Raw genomic sequence first — 18,506 nt, 5'->3', positions numbered from 1 at the left:
TGGATGGATTCAGGATTGCCGTTGTCGGCCGCTGGCCGGTCGCCGAGACTGGGGCTATGACTTCTGATTCTGGGTATGCGTTTGAGCTTGTCAATCTGCGGCGGGATTTCGGCGACAAGGTTGCCGTCGACGATGTGAATCTGCGGGTGCCGCAGGGTTCGTTCACCGGCCTGGTCGGGCCGAACGGGGCAGGCAAGACGACGGCGCTCTCGATGGCGGTTGGCCTGCTTCGCCCGAGCGGCGGCCAGGCGTTCGTGCAGGGCGTCGATGTGTGGAAAGACCCGGTCGCGGCGAAACGCAACCTCGGGGTGCTGCCCGACGGGCTCGCTCTGCCGGAGCGGCTCACGGGCGGGGAGCTCCTCACCTATTGGGGGCGCTTTCGCGGCCTCGACCCGAAGGCGGTCGCGACCCGCTCGCAGGAGCTGCTCCGCATCCTCGAACTCGAAGAGGCGGAGACGCTCGGCACGCTCGTCGGCGAATACTCGACCGGTATGCGCAAAAAGATTGGGCTCGCCACCGCCCTCCTGCACACCCCCACGGTGCTCGTGCTCGATGAGCCGTATGAGGCGGTCGACCCGGTGTCGGCCCGCGTGCTCACCAGCATCCTTCGCCGCTTCACGGCGGCCGGAGGTTCGGTCGTGCTCTCGAGCCACGTCATGAGCCTTGTCGAGCAGTTGTGCGACCGGGTGGCGATCGTCGCGCAGGGCAAGGTCGTCGCCGATGGCACCCTCGACGAGGTGCGCGGCACCGGTTCGCTCGAAGACCGCTTCGTTGAGCTGGTCGGTGCGAACGAGATCGGCGAGGAGGACCTGTCGTGGATCGCATCCTGATCTCCCTCAAATTCACCCTGCTGCGACACAGCTCGAAAGGGCTGCGCATCGCCGGATGGATCATCGGCGCCCTCTTCGTGGCCGCGACGTGGGCTGCCGGGGTGTTCGCCGCGAATCCGGATGCCCGTGCCACGACCCTCTCGCTGCTGTTCGCCGGCTGGACGGTCGGTGCCATGGTGGGGCCCGTGCTCATGAGCGGAGCCGGGGTGCTGCGACCCGACTATTTCGCGCTGCTGCCGATCGAGCGGCGCGCCCTCTCCCGTGGCCTGTTCGTGAGCGTGTTCGTGAGCATCGCGGCGGGGTTCGTGCTGCTGGCGTTCGTCGCGGCATCCACTCACGCGGTCGGCCTGTCGCCCGCAACGCTCGTGCTCGTGCTGGTCGGGGCACCGCTCACCTGAGTGTTCGCGGTCACCCTCTCGCGTCTCGTCTATGGCCTGCTCGGTGCGGCGATGGGCTCGAAGGTGGGGGTTGAGATCGCCGGCATCCAGTTCGGGCTGATGTTCGCCGCCATGTTCACGGGCTGGATGGTCGTGCAGGCGGCCATCGAGAGCGTGCCCCAACTGTTGACCTCTGGTCTGCCGGAGGGGCCGATCACGGCGGTGCTCGACGCGTTCCCCAGCTCGTGGATGCTGCTCGCCATCGAATCGGCGGCCGGTGGCGACTGGGGCGCCGCCGCCATGCTGCTGGGTGCGCTCGCGGCCCTCGACGTGGTGCTCGTCGTCGCGACGATCGCGCTGCTCATGCCCAAGGTGGATGTGCCGAAGCGGAGGGGTCGGGCCCGCCGCCGCTCTGCCGCGCTGCTCGCTGGTGGTGGCCTGCTGCCGAAGACGCAGCTCGGTGCGGTCATCGGCAAAGAGATGCGGCAGTGGTCGCGCGACCCGTGGCGGTCGCTCGAACTGCGCACCGCCATCTGGACGGGCATCGCGATCGCCATCTTCGCGCTCGTCAGCGTCAACTATTCGGGCGTCGCCGCGTTCGCCGGGCTCATCGTCGCGTTCATGATGGGCATCGCGGGGCTCAACCTCTACGGCCAGGACGGTTCGGCAGTGTGGCAAACGATCGTGGGTGAGGATGCGACCTCCGTGCGGTCGGATGTCCGGGGTCGCCAGTGGGCGATGGTGCTCGTGTTCCTGCCGCAAACACTGCTCATCACGGCCGTGTTTGTGGTGTTGAGCCGGGAATGGTGGGTCATCCCGATTTTGGTGGCGGCGCTGCCTGCACTGTTCGGCTCGTCGAGCGGTGCTGCCGTGCTCACCTCGGCCGTCGGGGTCTCCCCCGGGGTCGACCCGCGCCGCCGCACCGGCCCGAACGACGCGAACGGCAACGTCGGTGTGCACGTGTGGATCGCGATCATCCTCATCACGATCGGCGCGCTCCCCACGGCGGGCATTGTCGTCGCGAGCCTGGTGTTCGATGCGCCGTGGATGCCGGTTGCGATGGTGGTTGTCGGCATCGCGAATGGGTTCTTCACCGCGTGGCTCTTCGGGCGCATCGCGATCGCCTACCTGCAGCAGCGGATGCCGGATGTCTTCTCCCGCATCCGCTACGGCCGCATCTTCAGGGACGGCTCGTCGGGGGTGCTCGGCTGGGTTGAGAAGACGACGCTCAGCGGGGAACAGCAGATGCGGGCGGCCCAACAGAAGCAGCGCGAAGGGCAGACCGCGGGGCGGGCGCCGGGCACCCCGTAGGAGTTCAGCCTCGACGCCTCCGCCGCAGCGGATCAGGCGCGGCAGTCGGCGTGCGCCGCTCGTCTTCGGCCTTCATCTCGATGAATGACGTGTGATCGACAGAGAGATACAGCTCGTTGTAGGTCGCCATGGCAGATCCGATCGCGGCGCCCGCAGTGCCGCGACGGCGCATCCATCGTGCCAGCAGCGCAAGCATCCACATGACAGCCCCGATGCCGCCAATGATCCCTGCGCCGATCAACCAGTCCACAGCGCCAGTATCGCACCGGGGGCCTCTCCCGCCATAGAATCGGGCCGTTCTCGCAGCCAGGCTCACAGCGCTGCGCTCGCATGATCGCCTTCGAAGGGGCCGCGGATGCCGAACACCACCTGCCACATGTCGATCTCACTCGATGGCTTCGTTGCCGGGCCGGATCAGAGTCTTGAGCATCCGCTCGGCAGGCGCGGAATGGAGGTTCACCGCTGGCACCTCGGGGACGAGCGCGCCAACGATGCCGACGAACTTGCGGCGAGTTGGCTGATGCGCCCGCGTGGGGCTTACGTGATGGGCCGCAACATGTTCGGGCCAATCCGCGGCGAGTGGGAGGACGACTGGCGCGGGTGGTGGGGGTCTGAGCCGCCGTATCACGCGCCGGTGTTCGTGCTCACCCATCACGCCCGCGAGCCGATCGAGATGGAGGGCGGAACGACCTTCCATTTCGTCACGGATGGTTTCGATGCCGCCTACGCGCGGGCGCGTGAGACGGCCGGCGACGACGGGGTCGACATTGCTGGCGGTGCCTCCACCGTGCGGCAGGCGCTGCTCGCCGGGGTGGTCGACGAGCTCACGCTCGACATCGCCCCGGTGCTGCTCGGGTCTGGCGAGCGAATTTTCGACGGCGTCGAATCGTTTGGGCTCGAGCCGGTCGAGGTGCTCCATTCGCCGCTGGCGACGCACATTCGCTACCGCCGGGCAGGCTGACACCCTCCCACACGCGCCTCGTCGTGGCATCCGAGCAGGAGACTCGCCCTCTCTGGAGGTTCGTTTACTTCCGCTTTTTTTGTAATTGTGATTACATATATTCCTGTAAATAAGATTCCAGGGAAACCTGAGAAGTGGGAGAAGCGTCATGAAGGGCAACGAGCTTGTCTGGCGGGCCCTTGCCGACCGCGCGCTGAAGGGAGAGCGGACGTGGCGGAGCGTCGGCGACCTCGCCTATGAGGCTGGCGTGCCGGGCACAACCGCGTATCTCGCCCTCGAGCGCCTCGAAAGTAACGGGGCTGTAGACCGGTACAGCCGAGGGGGGCTGGCAGTCGTCAGCATCGACAAAGTGCTGACGATGCTCTGCGCCTGGCGAAATCTCGGCCGCGACACTCTCGTGTGGACGTCGAAGGAAGCGATTAGCCCATTTCTCGACACCTCCCGCGGCCCTTATGCGCTGGGTGGCCCCGACGCCGCGAACGCGCTGCTCGAAGGACGCGCCGTCGCCGATTTTCGGGAGCACATCGTCTATTTGCCCCCATCATCAGACCTGAGCAGCCTGCCGACGGGCGATGAAGTCCGAGTGCTTTCGATGGACAACCGGGCCATGAAGACTTGGAACGGATACTCGAGTCTCGCCCAGACCTACGCCGACCTGTTTGCGACACCCGGCTGGCAGGCGTCAGAATTCCGCAAGGCGCTCCGCGACAAGTTCATTCAGGACCGCGAGTGGGACCAAGAAGGTGGTGCCCGGTGACGGTATTCGGCGAGGATGACGAGGGAAGACTCCGGGCTCTTCTTGACTCACTCGGCTATGACTTGGAGCCCTCCATCCTCATCGGCGGATGGGCGACCCATGCCCGCGTCGGCGGCGAAATCAGCCACGATATCGACCTCATCATCACGGAGCAACACCTCCGACAGAAGCTTCCCGAGCGCCTCAGCGGCTACAGCGAGAACCAGCTTCACAGTGGAGGAAGGAAGGCTCGAGGCGACGCCGACGGCGTCCACGTCGACGCCTACTTCCCGTACGAGTCCAAGCTCGGCACGAAGCTCCTGCTCGATGTCGGCGTCCTCACGCACTTCGTCGACCCGGACTTCATGGTGGAGGGATGGCTCACGCTCACCCTCGATGCTCACATCTCGACCAAGATCGCCGCCCTCATCGACCGGCACGCCACGGAGAAGGGCAAGAAGGATGCACGTGAGCTCGTCGCCCTCATTGACACGGGCGGTGACGCAGCGAAGGTCATCGAAGTGCTCGTTGCCGCGACTGGCGGGTCAACGAGTGACATTCCCGGCCACATACGCTTCATGTTCGAGGCGCTGCCCACGCTCGCGGGTCTCAATCAGAAGGATCGCCGCCGCTACGCGAGTCTCGCCCGTGAATGGATCGAAGAGGCCGAGCGGCAGACCGGCGGTGGTGCCGAGCATCAGAACCCGACGTTCTAGCCCAAGTCGGGCATCCATCTCCTGCCCCTGTTGCGTCGGCTGATATGCTGCACCCGACTGCGCAAGGATGCGGAGGACGGCATGGCAGTGACGGATTCGCCGCTGTGGACGGCACGTGATTTCGCCATGCCTCAGGGCGTTGCCCCAGCATCCGCGGCCTTCGGCTACCAGCACTTCTCGACGAGGGGCCTCGGCGCTCTCGAACGCATCGAGCTGTGGGAGAACCACAACGCCACCGCGCTGGTGAGTCTCGCCGCCCGCACCCTCGATCAGCAGCCTCTCGACGCCGACGAGGTCAACCTGGTGCTGCCGAATCTCACGTTTGCGCGGGTGGGCGCAAACCCTCATGTGGTTGAGCGCACCCACGAGCACATCGCGGCGACCGCCATGGATGGGGCGGCACTCTATTTCTCTCTCGCCGGCGATGCCTTCTTCTACCACCGCGAGGGCGTGCACCTGCAGCGGCCGGGCACCCTGCTGGTGTGCGATGTGAATCATCCGTTTATGCGCGGGTTCGCGCACGGGCTGCTCGAATACGTGCTCACCGTGCCGCGCACCGTGTTCGAGCAGGTGGCCGAGCGCCCGCTGCCGACGACCCCTATCGTGCTCAGTTTCAGCGACGTGCACGGCGGCAACGCGCACGCCGCAGCGCTCGCCCGGCTTGTGCAGCACAGTCTCGCCGTGCCCGACGCCGACTCGCTCGCGGCGACGGAGCAGAGCGCCCTCGAACTGCTGAGCACCCTCTTCAACACGGATGCTGCGAGCTCCAGTTCGGCGCACCGCCGCGCCGCCCTCGCCTGGATCAGCCGCAACCTGCGCGACCCGTCGATTTCGGCCACCACGGTTGCCCGCGCTGTCGGCATCAGCGAGCGGCACCTCTCCCGCGCCTTTGCCGAGACGGGGATCGGGGTGGCGCGCACCATCCTGGAGATGCGGCTGCGGCTGGCGCACCGCATCCTTTCGACCCCTGGCGCGCCGATCGTGCATGATGTGGCGCTGTACTGCGGGTTCGTGTCGGCCGCCCACTTTGGCCGCGTGTTCCGTGAGCGCTACGAGCAGACTCCGGCCGAGGTTCGCGCCGGCGCCTCTCGGGCCGCGTCGCCCCGTTCTTGACGAAAACAGACACCCGCTAGCCGGTTCAGGACGAACCCGCGCCGGCGCGCGGGCGCCCGCGGATACTGGCCGTGCCCCAATACGCACACCCACGGGCGCACCCTCGGCCTGGTCGTCACACGCGATCACGGCAGTCAAAGGAGACACCGAGATGAACACACAGCACAGTTGGCGCCGACGCGGCATCGCCGTCGCCGTCGCAGCGGGAGTACTTTTTGTCACCGGATGCTCGGGCGGCATCGGCGGCGATGATGACGGGCCCGTCGATGGCGAGCCGATCCGCATCGGGTATGTCACACCGCAGACCGGCGCGCTCGCGCTGTTCGGCGAGGCTGACACCTATGTTCTCGACGCGGTCGAGGAGTATTTCGCCGAGAATCCGGTGACCCTCGGTGACGGAACGACTCACCCGGTCGAGATCATCACCAAAGACACCCAGTCTGATTCGAACCGGGCGGCCGAGGTCGCGAGCGAGCTCATCCTGCAAGACGAGGTCGATCTCATCCTTGTCTCTTCGACGCCCGACACGGTCAACCCTGTCGCCGACCAGTGCGAAGCCAATCAGGTCGTCTGCATCTCGACGGTCGCCCCCTGGCAGGCATATTTCTTCGGTCGCGACGGCGACGCGGAGGAGGGCTTCGACTACACGTTCCATTTCTTCTGGGGCCTTGAAGACGCCCAAAGCGTCTACAACGCGATCTGGGAGGAGACGGCTGACGCTGACGCCGGCGTGGGCCTGCTGCTGCCGAACGACCCGGACGGCAACGCCTGGGCTGACCCCGCGACGGGGTTCCCGGCGTTCATCGAAGAGCAGGGCCGCGCCATCACCGACCCAGGCCGCTACGAGAACGGCACCACCGACTATTCGGCACAGATCTCGCAGTTCCGGGCGGCCGATGCCGACATCCTCACCGCCATCCCGATCCCGGGCGATTTCACCACCTTCTGGCAGCAAGCGGTGCAACAGGGCTACCAGCCGTCGACCGCGACCGTCGCCAAAGCCATCCTGTTCCCCGCCGCCGTCGAGGCGCTCGGTGATCTGGGCCAGAACCTGTCGACCGAGGTGTGGTGGCACCCCACCGTGCCGTTCACAAGTTCGCTGACCGGCCAGACGGCGCAAGAGCTCGCGGATGACTTCGAGGCGGAGACGGGGGCGCAGTGGACCCAGCCGCTCGGGTTCGCCGCCGCCCTGTTCGAGGTCGCCGTGGCGGCCCTCGAACAGTCCGACTCGGCTGATGCTGACGACCTCGCGGCCTCGCTCTCCGGGCTCAATGTCGACACCGTCGTTGGCACCGTGGACTTCACCAGCGGGCCGGTGCCCGGTGTGGCGAAGACTCCGCTCACCGGTGGCCAGTGGCGCCTCCAGGATGACGGCAGCTACGAACTCGTCATCGTCGCCAACCCAGACACCCCCGACATCCCCACCGGCGGCTCCCCTGAGCCGATCGACTGGACTGGAAGGTGACCACAGCGCCCCTTCTGTCGACGCACGGCCTGGGCCGTTCATTCGGCAAACTCGAAGTCCTCTTCGGTCTCGACCTCCGTGTCGAGGCCGGGGAGGTTCTCGGTATCATCGGCCCGAACGGGGCCGGCAAGTCGACGCTCCTCTCGGTGCTCGGCGGCAGTCTCGCCCCCTCGAAGGGCACGCTCAGCTACGCGGGCGAGGACATCACCCGGCGCAGCGCCCACTGGCGTGCGCGCAACGGCATCGCCACCAGCTACCAGGTGCCGAGACCGTTCCTCGGCATGACCGTGCTCGAGAATGTGCTCGTCGGTGTCCGCTACGGGGCGCAGCTCAGCGGCAGGGAGGCCGAGGTTGCCGCCTGGGATGCCCTCGACCGCGCCCACCTCACGCCGCGCGCCGACGACCGCGCCGAATCGCTGCGGCTCTTGGACCGCAAACGGCTCGAGGTCGCGAGGGCGCTCGCCGCCCGCCCCCGCCTTCTCCTGCTCGACGAGGTCGCCGGTGGGCTCACCGAGCAGGAACTGCCCCCGCTGATCGAACTCGTCGAAGCGGTGCGGGATGCCGGGGTCACGGTTGTCTGGATCGAACACGTCGTGCACGCCCTCACCGCGGTGGCAACCCGTCTCGTGTGCCTCACCTACGGCAGGGTTCTCGCCGAGGGGCTCCCCCGCGCGGTGCTCGACTCGCCTGAGGTGCGCGCCACCTACCTGGGCATCGATCCCGACCTGGCCGACGGTGAGACCGATGCTTGAGGTCGATGACATCCACGTGCACTACGGGCAGCTTCCTGCCGTCCGCGGGGTGTCGCTTACGGTCGATGACGGCGGAATCCTCGCCGTGATCGGGTCGAACGGTGCCGGCAAGTCAACCCTTCTCAAAGCCATTGCCGGTCAGCTGCCCCTGCACTCCGGTGCCGTGAGGTTCGACGGCGAAGACCTCTCCCGGCTGCCCGCGCATCTCCGCGCGCGGCGCGGCATCGCACTCGTGCCTGAGGGCCGGTTGCTCTTCAAGTCGCTCACGGTCGAAGAAAACCTGCTTACCTCCCTCTCGACCAAGCGCAAGGGCCCGTGGAGTCTCGACACCGTCTATGCGCACCTCCCCCTCGTCGCCGAACGCCGAAACCGCATCGCGGGGGACCTCTCGGGGGGCGAGGCACAGGCGACGGCGATCGCACGCGCCCTGATGTCCAACCCACGGCTACTGCTGCTCGACGAGGCAAGCCTTGGTCTCGCCCCCGTCATCGTCGCCCAAATCTATGCCGGCATCCCGGCCATCCTCGAGCAGGGAACCGCGATCCTGCTCGTCGAACAAGATGTGCAACAGGCCCTGCGTGCCGCCGACGAGGTGCACTGCCTGCTGCAGGGGCGCACCTCGCTCGCCGGCCGCAACCTTGCCCTTGACGACATCACCCGCGCCTACTTCGGAGCCTGACGTGGACATCGCCTACGCACTCATCCAGGGGGTCCTCCTCGGGGGCCTCTACGCCCTCTTCGCCGCCGGCCTGTCGTTCATGTTCGGGGTGATGCGCATTGTGAACCTCGCCCACGGCGCCATTGCCGTGCTCGCCGCCTACGTGGCGCTAGCCTTCGTCAGGTCGGGGATGCTCACCCCCCTCGTCGCGCTGATCGTGGTCGTGCCCCTCATGGCGCTGCTCGGCTACGTGCTCCAGCGCACCGTGCTGCAGCGCAGCCTCGCCGTGTCGCCGCTCCCCTCCCTGCTCGTCACCTTCGGCCTCGCCATCATCATCGAGAATGTGCTGCTCGTGACGCAGTCGGCCAACCAGCAGCGGCTCTCGCTCGGCTGGCTCGACACGGCGTCGGTGACGCTGCCCGGCAGCATCCGTATTGGCGTGCTTCCCCTGCTGGTGCTCCTGTTTGCTCTCATCGCCCTCGGCACCCTCTCGGTTGTTCTGCGAAGAACGCAGTTCGGCAGGCTGGTGCGGGCGGTGAGCGACGACCCCGCCACCGCATCACTCACGGGCGCCAACCCGCGCCACATCTATGGGATCGCCGCCGCGATCGCGTTCGGGCTCGTCGCCGTCGCGGGGTTCGCCAACGGGGTGCAGGCCGGGTTCAATCCCACCTCCGGCGGCCTTCTCCTCATCTTCGCGTTCGAAGCGGTCATCATCGGCGGACTGGGGAGCCTCTGGGGAACCCTGCTCGGCTCCATGATTCTCGGCATCGTGCAGACGGTCGCCGCCCACATCGACTCCACCCTTTTTCAGCTCGCGGGGCACCTCGTGTTCCTGCTCTTCCTCGTCTTTCTCCCCAACGGTTTGATCCGAAGGAAGTCGCGAACATGACCACCACCGGCACCCCACCCACCGCGAGCGACGCTGGGCGACTCGCCCCGCGCATTCGCCGATTCAGCGGCATGTCGATCGTCGGCCTCGGCGTCTCGGCCGCACTCATCGTCGTGCTCGCCGTGATGCCCTACTCGGTGCCCATCGGCACAACCCGCGACCTCACCAACCTCTTCATCTACATCATCCTCGCGACCTCCTGGAACCTGCTCGCCGGCTTCGGCGGCATGGTCTCCATCGGCCAGCAGGCGTATATCGGGCTTGGGGCCTACGGCATCGTGGTGCTCGCCGGCCTGGGCGGCATGAACCAGTTGCTCGCCATCCCGGTCATCGCCGTCATCTGTGGAATCATCGCCCTCCCCATCTCCTATCTCGCGTTTCGGCTCACCGGCGGGTATTTCGCGGTCGGCACCTGGGTTATCGCCGAGGTGTTCCGGCTCATCATCATTCGCTTTCCCGAACTCGGGGGCGGGTCTGGCGTTTCGGTCGCCCCGATGGAGGGGGTCGAGCGTGACCTGCGCATCGCCATCGCCTACTGGGCTGGGCTGGTCGTCGCCGTGCTCGTGGTCGCCGCCGTCGTGCTCGTCGCTCGTTCGCGGCTCGGCTTGGCGCTCACCGCGGTGCGGGATGAACCGACCGCCGCCGCGACGAGCGGCATCAACGTGGTCGCCTCAAAGCGCATCGTGTTCGTGATCGCGGGAGCCGCCGCCGGTGCCGCGGGTGCCCTCATCGCCATCTCCGCCCTCAACGTGCAGCCGACGGCCGTCTTCGGCGTGCAGTGGAGCGCCTACATGATTTTCATCGTCGTCATCGGCGGGGTCGGCTCCATCGAGGGCCCCATCATCGGCGCTGTCTTGTTCTGGACCCTGCAGGTGCTCCTCGCCGACTACGGAACCTACTACCTGATCGGGCTCGGCGTGCTCGGCGTGCTCATGGTGCTGTTCGCCCCCGGCGGCATCTGGGGTCTCATCACGCGTCGCCGCCGGGTCAACCTGTTCCCGATCTCGTACCGCTTCGATACGAAGGGGCGCTGACGCCTCGTCACTCGGGAACGCGCGACCACGGGTCGAGCCCGCGGCTTCGCGCCCACGCTTGTGGCGCACCCGCAGCGCTCGCGTCATCCCGCAACCAGATTGTCGTGTCGGGCGACCAGCCGGCAATGACGGTCGCAGTGTCGTCATCCAGCTTGAGCATCCTGGTTGCAGCAGTGAGATAGCCGAACACGGTCAGGTGAACGCCGCTCCATTCGGCCGCGACCCGCTCCCAGTCGGGGATGACCCAGCGCCCGTCGCGGCCGGTGACCCGAAACCAGTCGTGTCGCCGGGACGCCGTGATGTCGAGCGGGTGGGTGCGGCACAGGTCGACCCAGTCGTCGGCACTCCGGATTTCGAGCACCCTGCCGCCCGCCCGCATAGGGCTGACCCGCGCCTCGTTCCATCCGAGGGAATCCTCGACCAGGTCAAAGGCCGCCGGAATCCGACCCACGGTCGACACCGTGCCGAGCGGCACCGACCACCATTCCCCGGAAAAGGAGGCACGCACGTCGGCGGGGCGTTCGATGGCGGCGCGCGCTTCGCCCTCCCGCGTTGCTGCGGCCCAGCCGGCGATCGCACTCCCGGCATCCGGCACCACTGCTGCCGTGGCATCCGCTGACTGCCAGTCGATCATCCATTGCTCACTCTGCATCGGATGCCGCCACCACCCTGTTTCGGGCGATGCCACGATCGCCCGCGCAATCGGTCGAAGCGCATCACGCACGTCGGGCTCGGCTGCAACCATGTCTTCGCCGTCGGGATCCTGCCAGTAGCGGGCGAAATCGACGGATGCTGCGAGCGCCGTATGCAGCCGATCGGCGGTGATCGAAGGCGGGTCAATACGCCGCAATAGGGCGACGAACTCATCAAGAGTCGGGGCCGGTGGGGGCTGCTGGTCTGCGATGCCACTGCTTGAGGAGACGAAAGCGAAATACACGCTCGACCCGCCAGCGCTGGGGTCCATTTCGCGCGCCAGCCAGACCAGCGCGGACGCAAGTTCGGGGTCGCTGTCGGCCGCGAGTTGGAGGCAGAGCCGCCGCCCGCGCGGCCCCGTCAGCAGCAGCTCAGCCTCGTCGTCCATGCGACTCACCCTCGCAGGCGCGCGGCCGCCCCACAACTGCAGCGCCTTGTCGAGGAATCTAAAGCGGAAGGGAACCCGTCGGCAAGACAGAGCCCGCAAATGACATCACGGACGACCAAACGCCGGTCATCATTAGTAGCCCGATCACCATCAAAGAAGCTCCGCCAGCCAGATTTATTTGCCTCAGGTGCGCCTTTACCCAACTGAGCGAGGCCGTCATCCACTTCAACCCGAGCGCGATCAAGAGGAACGGTACCCCCACCCCGAGACAGTAGGCAAAGCCCAGAGCTGCCCCCCGGCCCGCAGACCCACTTGTCAGACTCAACTGGAGCACGACAGCCAATGTGGGGCCCATACACGGCGCCCAGCCGAGAGCAAACACCATCCCTAGAAATGGTGCCCCCGCCATACCGGTAGCGACCCTCACCTGCGGCTTTATCACTCGCTGCGAGAATGTGATCTGCCCGACAAACACGAAGCCCAGCAGAAGGATGAGGCAACCCGCCACCCGCGTTATCAGGTCCATCCACGGAATTAGGAGGAGGCCTGCGATGGAGAAAACCAGCGAAAATGCTACAAAAACAATGCTAAACCCGAGCACGAACAGACTTGCGGCTACCAAGACCCGCACTCTGCCGGCATCCTGCTTGTCGCTGGTCACGCCAGTCACATAGCCCAAGTACCCCGGCACTAAGGGAAGAACGCAGGGCGAAACGAAGGAGAGTGCCCCCGCAGCAATCGCGATGAGTGCCGCGACGAGAAAATTGCCCTCTGCGATGGTGCTTGAGATATCGCCGAGGTTGGTCACGCTCTATCTTCGCATGCAGTGTACGCGGGCGAAGGCACTCCCCAGACTCCGACGCTAGACGGTGAAGCTAGCGAAGAAAACCGCTGATGCCCCCGCATTCCCCGTGGCGAGAATGGTGACTGTGCCTTGCGGTACGCCAGTGCAAACCTTCGACGCGGATGTGGAGGCGTTCGGTCCAAGAACGCAATAGTAGCTGCCCTTTACCAAGGCGACTGATTTGTTTCCGTAGCCTTGCGTCCATCCAATGGTGACATTGTTTGAGTTGGTGTGATTTATCGTGAACGAGTCACTCTGGTGAAAGGCCGAAAAGCTGATGGACTTGCTCGCCTTCAATGTTGAGAGCGCAGAGACGTTTGCAGTGGCAGGTCCACCGATCCCAATCAGCACAACACTGATGGCTGCAGCGCCCGCGAGGATATTGCGTAGTCGTAGATTCTTCATACTCTCTGTCGAGCGAGGCTCAGTTACCCCGCGAGTAGAAGCTACTGTCTAGGGCGAGCGCCTTCTAGTCGGCATTTTGGAGGACGTGTTGAAGCGTTCGGCGTACCCTATTCTTGAGCCGACCTCGCGGATTCTCAGAGACTTCCGCTCGAATTTGTCTCAATTCTCTGCCTGAAATGTCTGCCTCGGCTTGACCCTCCTGGCGCCCGGGTGAGCGGGTGCGGCACACCCTCACGAACATCACTGGCGACCGCCGCCGCATCGATGTGGGTGAAGAGTTGGGCGTCGACCATGCCAACGGGCCGATTCAGAGCTGCAATCACAGTGTCCTCTTTCTCGATAATGCCTCCCCCGCGGCGGCACGGCCGCGGCCCGACTTCTGCGGTCCGATGCGATCGTGGCGCATCCGCCATTCCACTGGTCACCGTGAGGTCATAGGATCGGGCCGTTCCCGCAGCCGATTGGAGCGCCTCATGGGCAAGCAGTTTCTTCCTCCCCGCTGGGTGATCAGCACGATCTGGAAGGGCCATCGACTGCTCTATCGCCTCAGTTCGGGCCGGTGGGGGCTGCGCGCTCCGAGCAGCGGCATGGCCGGGATGCTGCGGCTGCGCACCATCGGACGCAAAAGTGGCATCGAACGCGACGTCATCCTCTGTTACGTGCAAGACGGCGCCAATCTCGCAACCCTCGCGATGAACGGCTGGAGCGACCCGGCCCCACAGTGGTGGCGCAACCTGCAGGCGACTCCGGATGCTGAGGTCGCCACCGTCAGCGGCCCTGCCCGAGTCACCGCGAGGGTGGCGGAGGGTGCGGAGCGCGAGCGCCTCTGGGACCTGATCCGCGGGGTGAGCGGGTGGGCCAGCGACCTGGATGCTGCGGCAGAGCTGCGCTCGCATGAGACCCCGGTGGTCGTGCTCGAACCGCGGTAGTGCTGCTCGTGTCGGACGGTTAGGCGCGCTCCACCGGCAACCACAGCTCGCAGGTCGCGGTGCTGAAGTCGGGCGCCCGCTCGAGCACAGCCACGATCGACGGTCCGGGCCGGAGTCGCCACGGGTTCGACGGAAACCACTCTGTCGCGGTCGCCGCCCACGTCGCCTGCAGCGCGGCCGGGTGCGGCCCCGACGTGCGAAACACCGCCCAGCTTCCCTCGCGCACCTCGATCACGTCGAGGCCGTCTTCGACCTCAGTGTCACTCGTGACCGCGACGCCGTGCAGATGGGTCAGCTCGCTGCCCTCCGTGTAGTCGGGGTCGACGTCGGCACTGACCTGCAGCAGGCCCGCGGGCTCGGTGTTGCTCAACTCCTTGAGGCGCGCGTGCTCTTCCGGCGGCAGCGAGGCGATGTGCTCCTGGATGTGCGGATTCACGCCTTCGTGGATGAGTGGCACGCGGGCGGCGTGGCCGATGAGGCGGAATGCGGGGCGGTCGGCAATGCGGGTGTCCATTGAGGTGTTCCCTTCGACGGTCAGGCGGAACCTGAGCTGTGGTTGTGATCGAAGGGGGCCACCGTGGCTGCGAGCATCCGCTGGTGCGATGCCGTGCACCGAGCGGAATGCCCGGCCGAATGCCTCGGCCGAGCCATACCCGTAGCGCACGGCGACAGCCAGCAGGTCGTCGCCGGCGATCACGTCGCTGGCTGCGAGCGTCATGCGACGCCGACGGATGTATTCCGACAGCGGTATTCCCGCGAGCGACGAGAACATGCGACGCAGGTGGTACTCGGTTGTGCCAGCGTCACTGGCGACCGCCGCCACATCGATGTCGGAGTCGAGTTGCGCGTCGACCACCTTGACGAGCCGGTTCAGAGCTGCAATCACGGTGTCCCCTTTCTCGCTCAAGCGTGCCCGCCGGGCCTTGACCGCCGCCCGACTTTCGCGGACCGATGCGATCGTGACACATTCGGATGCTTCCACAGCGGTAGCGCGGACGGATTCGGCAGCGTAGCGTCGCCGCGTGGGTGCAGACGATTCGGTCAGCGTGGTCCTGGCCTTCATGCGGGCGTTCCAGCTGCAAGACCGAGCGGCGGCGGAGGCGCTCATGGCCGACGACTTCGTCTTTGCCAGTCCGCAAGATGACTACATCGAGGCGATAGGGCTGGAGCGGTGCTTCCCGTCAGCCGACCACTTCGTCAGTCCGGGGACGACGCTTCAGACCGCGGAGGTCGACGGCCTCATGTTCCACCGCTACGAATATGCGGTCGACGGCACGCGCTATCGCAACATGGAGTACTTGAGCCTCAAGGGTGCGTTGATCCCGAGCAGAAAAACGGCGGATCCCATTCCTTCACGAATGGTTCGATTTGGACCGCGGCCGCGCTGGTGGATGAAAAGTGCGCCGAATCAGGCCCGGCCCGCATAGGACTCGCAATATGCGAGAGTCTGCGTTTGAGCTCACTAATTCCATCGAGAAGCACACCCCGCCCCCCTCTCTAGGGGCTCTTACGACCAGATCATGAGGCACTATCCTGAGTCAGCATCAAGTTCCCAAGGCTTCGGAAGGCGGCTCTAGTGCCTGACGCGCTCTCTCGACCCGCTACTGGTGCGATCCTCATTGACGTGCTGGAGTCTCAGGCCGTCGAAGAAGTAGAGGAACTACTCGACGAGCTGAATCGCGCTCGCAACAGTACGCCGTTCGTAGACTTGCGACTGCCGCTTCGGTTGCGGTCGTCTCGGATGGGCGGCCAAGGAGCCGTGATGCAGCTGACCGCTCATTGGTCCCGCACCTGCGGAGGCCAAGGCGCTCTGCGTACCTACTATCCCGCGGACGTCGCCGAGGAGAAAGTGATTGCTGACGTCGAGAAGTATGAGCACTTCCTTCTGGCGGTATGCGTCGCTCCGCGCATTTATTCAAGAGGCAGAGAAGCTGACATCACTGAGGTGGCCAAAGCGGGCGCACGAGCAGTGTTAGCGAGGCGCAGCGTTCACGGTCCCAGACGGCGTATGCGCAGCCTCCTTGAGCTCGTCGTGGATGAGTGGCCCGACCTCGCTCCGCGGAGTCTCTATAGACGCGGGGACTCTCGCTACCCATTGAGCCTGAAAGACGAGTACCTCCCGCTCGCGGAACGAATTCTCGGACTCAGCCAACTCGAGTCCTCGTCCATTCGGGACCCCAAGACAATTAGTGCCTTGAGCTGGGCGCTGCTGGAGATGTTTCAAAACACGGATCAGTGGGCAAAGTCTCTTCCAGGGCGAACGTCCGATGTGCATGCAGTACCGTCGTGCCGGCTAATACTTGCGCGCTGGATCACGTTCGACTCAGATCACGTTAGCGAACACGTGGGCACGTCGCCGTCACTTCGGAGCTACCTGGCACGGACCCTTCCCCAAGGTGATCGACTTCACCGATTCTTTGAAATCACCGTGCTCGATATGGGGCCAGGAGTTGCCGCATGGCGGGCAGCAGAGCGCGGGCAAGGGCAGTCGTCGCTAGAAGAGGAGGCTCGCGATCTGCGCTGGAGCCTCGCTAGACGGCGAACTACGTCGCTAGACCCAACAAAAGGCATGGGCTTCCACAGAGCCTTCCTCAATCTGACACGGCTCGATGGGTTTGTGCAGATCCGAGCTGGCAATATTTCGGCTTTCAGGGACTTCACCGTTGATGCCTATCCCGATGAGCGCGAGATTGCCGATGCCGCTTTACCAACAGATGCCCGAAGTAACTTCACGACCATCCGGAACTGGGTGGAAGGAGACGGTCCCCGCGAGAAACAGGTCTCTAGCCAAATCGGCACTCGAGTGACCATGCTCATCCCCGACCGACCGCACAGAGCGGATTCGTGACGTGAGCAACGACGCCACCCGTGCGGAGTTCTTCTATTTCAACACTCAGCTCCGTCTACATGACACCAACAGAGCGGGCGTGACTGTCGCCTTCTGCTCAGAGCGCCAGTTCGATCGCGATCGTCTGGGCGAAGGTCTCAAGGCCGCCGTGGCCTATCCGAACGACCCGGCCCTGGTGTTGCTAGTCGGTCTTGAACCATACGCGCAGGCGTTCGAAGACCTCGTTCCTGAGATGGAGTCTTGGGCGCCTCCTGGGGTCAGGGTTGTGGTCGCTTTGCTAACTCGCGATCGCAAGCTCAGCATTCTGGGACAAAACCCAGGCAACATCCTCGAGGTCGAGCGCTTTGGCGAGTATGCCGACGCGATCTTCAGCGCCGGGCTCAGTGAGATGTTCACTTCGGTGCCAACAGTTATCCGATCATCGCCCGGCTATCACTTCGAAGCACCGGGTGGAAAGCACATGACCACATTCGTGCGCACTGGAAACATGCTCATTGATTCGGCTCGGACGAGCTTCGCGGCCTGCTCCATGCTCGACAAGGTGGGTGCGCTCGACTCCATACAGTTGATATCCACCGACACCTCATCAGTAAATGCGATCGCATACGAGCTGCGCAGGCTGCAAGAGGCCTTCTATCCGGGCGAACCCGCCGCGGTGGTCGGTTCCTTTGGCGGCCACAGAGCACTCGATCAACGAGTGTCGCTTGGGGCGGCGAGGAGCACTCTCTTCCTCATCTCAGTCTCCTCGACTGGCTCCCTCACGAAGCGCGTTCTTGAGGAGCGAGAAGGCGCTCGAGTCATTGTGCTCATCGCGCTGGGCGTTCTAGCAAAGGGCGCTGGTGTGATGTACGCGCCCGATAGTCGCGACGTGCTCGACACCCTAGAGCTTGAAGACATCACACCTGTCGACCGACGTCACTGCACGCGGTGCACGGAATACAACGAGACCGTCGTAAAGATCGACGGTGAGCAGCTTCTGCCTCTTGCCCCGTCTGTTTTCTCGCGGCTGCTGACACGCAAAGAGGCACTCGCCTGGGCGCCGAAATACCTTGAGGCCATGATTCTTCTGGACTCGGTGGAAGCGCACTTCGTGCCGCCCACACGGGGGACAGGTTCCAGCCGCCGGCCAATCTATTTCAGCTTTGAGGCGTTCCTTGAGTCCCTTCCCGACGCACCTCCTGCGAGCGAGAAGCCTGCTGTTTCAGCTCTTCGACAGGAGACGCTCGCGAGGCTCAACGAACTGCTCGATGACCTCAATCCGACCCATTTGGTTCACCTTCCAGATTCGTCGTCACGAGCGCTCGCTGTAGCCACTCAAAAACTGGCGGGAAGAAGCCAGCCAATCCTCGTAGATTCGCGTGTTGGTTCGACTGAGATAGAGAGCGGCCACACACACAGAATCCTGGTTCTCGCCTCCGCAGCATCTAGCTGTAGTTCCTCGGGACGTTGTGATCGGGTGAGATAGCGAAGACCTCCGGGCAGGATGTGGGTTACCACACTCGCATCTTCAACCGGAGGTCTTCGTGACTCACGCTAATGCCCCGTTCGCCCCGG

20 protein-coding genes are annotated in these 18,506 nt (G+C 65.0%); 16 read left to right on the top strand and 4 right to left on the bottom strand.

Features of this window, described 5'->3' with window-relative positions; translation table 11 throughout:
* The first annotated feature begins 56 nt into the window (after positions 1 to 56).
* From ACY48M_RS05595 to ACY48M_RS05585, 3 genes are read left to right on the top strand one after another with little or no spacing between them, the layout of a single operon-like run.
* The gene (locus ACY48M_RS05595; RefSeq protein ID WP_462819286.1) at positions 57 to 830 is read left to right on the top strand and encodes an ABC transporter ATP-binding protein; all 774 of its coding nucleotides are present in this window, start codon (positions 57 to 59) and stop codon (positions 828 to 830) included.
* Positions 815 to 1,228, top strand: a complete 414-nt coding sequence (locus ACY48M_RS05590) for a hypothetical protein (RefSeq protein ID WP_462819285.1) — start codon at positions 815 to 817, stop codon at positions 1,226 to 1,228. The genes ACY48M_RS05595 and ACY48M_RS05590 overlap by 16 nt, the downstream gene beginning before the upstream one ends.
* Positions 1,229 to 2,518: a hypothetical protein gene (locus ACY48M_RS05585; protein WP_462819284.1), complete on the top strand. Its 1,290-nt coding sequence runs from the start codon at positions 1,229 to 1,231 to the stop codon at positions 2,516 to 2,518.
* A gap of 4 nt (positions 2,519 to 2,522) precedes the next feature.
* Here ACY48M_RS05585 and ACY48M_RS05580 read toward each other — a convergent pair whose 3' ends face one another.
* Positions 2,523 to 2,768 (bottom strand): hypothetical protein, encoded by a 246-nt coding sequence (locus ACY48M_RS05580; protein ID WP_462819283.1) that lies wholly within the window; start codon positions 2,766 to 2,768, stop codon positions 2,523 to 2,525.
* 105 nt (positions 2,769 to 2,873) lie between these two features.
* Here ACY48M_RS05580 and ACY48M_RS05575 point away from each other — a divergent pair, with 105 nt between their 5' ends.
* The 9 genes from ACY48M_RS05575 to ACY48M_RS05535 all read left to right on the top strand — a co-directional run bounded on the left by ACY48M_RS05575 (position 2,874) and on the right by ACY48M_RS05535 (position 10,845).
* Positions 2,874 to 3,479, top strand: a complete 606-nt coding sequence (locus tag ACY48M_RS05575; RefSeq protein ID WP_462819282.1) for a dihydrofolate reductase family protein — start codon at positions 2,874 to 2,876, stop codon at positions 3,477 to 3,479.
* Between the two features lie 148 nt (positions 3,480 to 3,627).
* Positions 3,628 to 4,236, top strand: a complete 609-nt coding sequence (locus tag ACY48M_RS05570) for a hypothetical protein (protein WP_462819281.1) — start codon at positions 3,628 to 3,630, stop codon at positions 4,234 to 4,236.
* Positions 4,233 to 4,931: a nucleotidyl transferase AbiEii/AbiGii toxin family protein gene (locus ACY48M_RS05565; RefSeq protein WP_462819280.1), complete on the top strand. Its 699-nt coding sequence runs from the start codon at positions 4,233 to 4,235 to the stop codon at positions 4,929 to 4,931. The genes ACY48M_RS05570 and ACY48M_RS05565 overlap by 4 nt, the downstream gene beginning before the upstream one ends.
* Positions 4,932 to 5,012: 81 nt before the next feature.
* Positions 5,013 to 6,044 carry a helix-turn-helix domain-containing protein gene (locus tag ACY48M_RS05560; RefSeq protein WP_462819279.1) on the top strand — a complete coding sequence of 344 codons (1,032 nt, stop codon included), beginning with the start codon at positions 5,013 to 5,015 and terminating at the stop codon, positions 6,042 to 6,044.
* Positions 6,045 to 6,195: 151 nt separating this feature from the next.
* Entirely contained in the window at positions 6,196 to 7,509 is a 1,314-nt protein-coding gene (locus tag ACY48M_RS05555) for an ABC transporter substrate-binding protein (RefSeq protein WP_462819278.1), read from the top strand.
* Positions 7,506 to 8,261 (top strand): ABC transporter ATP-binding protein, encoded by a 756-nt coding sequence (locus ACY48M_RS05550; protein ID WP_462819277.1) that lies wholly within the window; start codon positions 7,506 to 7,508, stop codon positions 8,259 to 8,261. Before ACY48M_RS05555 ends, ACY48M_RS05550 begins: the two co-directional genes overlap by 4 nt.
* A complete protein-coding gene (locus tag ACY48M_RS05545) occupies positions 8,254 to 8,940 on the top strand; it encodes an ABC transporter ATP-binding protein (protein ID WP_462819276.1) in 687 nt (228 codons plus the stop codon). Before ACY48M_RS05550 ends, ACY48M_RS05545 begins: the two co-directional genes overlap by 8 nt.
* Before the next feature lies 1 nt (position 8,941).
* Positions 8,942 to 9,811 (top strand): branched-chain amino acid ABC transporter permease, encoded by an 870-nt coding sequence (locus tag ACY48M_RS05540; RefSeq protein WP_462819275.1) that lies wholly within the window; start codon positions 8,942 to 8,944, stop codon positions 9,809 to 9,811.
* Positions 9,808 to 10,845: a branched-chain amino acid ABC transporter permease gene (locus tag ACY48M_RS05535; protein WP_462819274.1), complete on the top strand. Its 1,038-nt coding sequence runs from the start codon at positions 9,808 to 9,810 to the stop codon at positions 10,843 to 10,845. The genes ACY48M_RS05540 and ACY48M_RS05535 overlap by 4 nt, the downstream gene beginning before the upstream one ends.
* A gap of 7 nt (positions 10,846 to 10,852) precedes the next feature.
* Here the strand turns inward: ACY48M_RS05535 and ACY48M_RS05530 are convergent, their stop codons facing one another.
* Entirely contained in the window at positions 10,853 to 11,926 is a 1,074-nt protein-coding gene (locus tag ACY48M_RS05530) for a hypothetical protein (RefSeq protein ID WP_462819273.1), read from the bottom strand.
* A 58-nt stretch (positions 11,927 to 11,984) separates the two neighbouring features.
* Entirely contained in the window at positions 11,985 to 12,734 is a 750-nt protein-coding gene (locus ACY48M_RS05525) for a cytochrome c biogenesis CcdA family protein (RefSeq protein ID WP_462819272.1), read from the bottom strand.
* A 914-nt stretch (positions 12,735 to 13,648) separates the two neighbouring features.
* On the opposite strand from ACY48M_RS05525, the gene ACY48M_RS05520 reads away from it, so the two are divergent.
* Positions 13,649 to 14,104 (top strand): nitroreductase/quinone reductase family protein, encoded by a 456-nt coding sequence (locus tag ACY48M_RS05520; protein WP_462819271.1) that lies wholly within the window; start codon positions 13,649 to 13,651, stop codon positions 14,102 to 14,104.
* A gap of 19 nt (positions 14,105 to 14,123) precedes the next feature.
* On the opposite strand, the gene ACY48M_RS05515 is transcribed toward ACY48M_RS05520, so the two are convergent.
* Positions 14,124 to 14,990, bottom strand: coding sequence for an AraC family transcriptional regulator (locus ACY48M_RS05515; RefSeq protein ID WP_462819270.1), 867 nt, complete (start codon positions 14,988 to 14,990; stop codon positions 14,124 to 14,126).
* 136 nt (positions 14,991 to 15,126) lie between these two features.
* On the opposite strand from ACY48M_RS05515, the gene ACY48M_RS05510 reads away from it, so the two are divergent.
* The 3 genes from ACY48M_RS05510 to ACY48M_RS05500 all read left to right on the top strand — a co-directional run bounded on the left by ACY48M_RS05510 (position 15,127) and on the right by ACY48M_RS05500 (position 18,417).
* Complete coding sequence (locus tag ACY48M_RS05510) at positions 15,127 to 15,531, top strand: hypothetical protein (protein ID WP_462819269.1); 405 nt, start codon at positions 15,127 to 15,129, stop codon at positions 15,529 to 15,531.
* A gap of 767 nt (positions 15,532 to 16,298) precedes the next feature.
* Complete coding sequence (locus ACY48M_RS05505; RefSeq protein ID WP_462819268.1) at positions 16,299 to 16,952, top strand: hypothetical protein; 654 nt, start codon at positions 16,299 to 16,301, stop codon at positions 16,950 to 16,952.
* A 460-nt stretch (positions 16,953 to 17,412) separates the two neighbouring features.
* On the top strand, positions 17,413 to 18,417 hold the full coding sequence (locus tag ACY48M_RS05500) for a hypothetical protein (RefSeq protein ID WP_462819267.1): 1,005 nt from the start codon (positions 17,413 to 17,415) through the stop codon (positions 18,415 to 18,417).
* Positions 18,418 to 18,506: the final 89 nt, after the last annotated feature.

Source organism: Homoserinimonas flava, from assembly GCF_054969005.1.
This window is presented reverse-complemented; position numbering and strand designations above follow the sequence as displayed.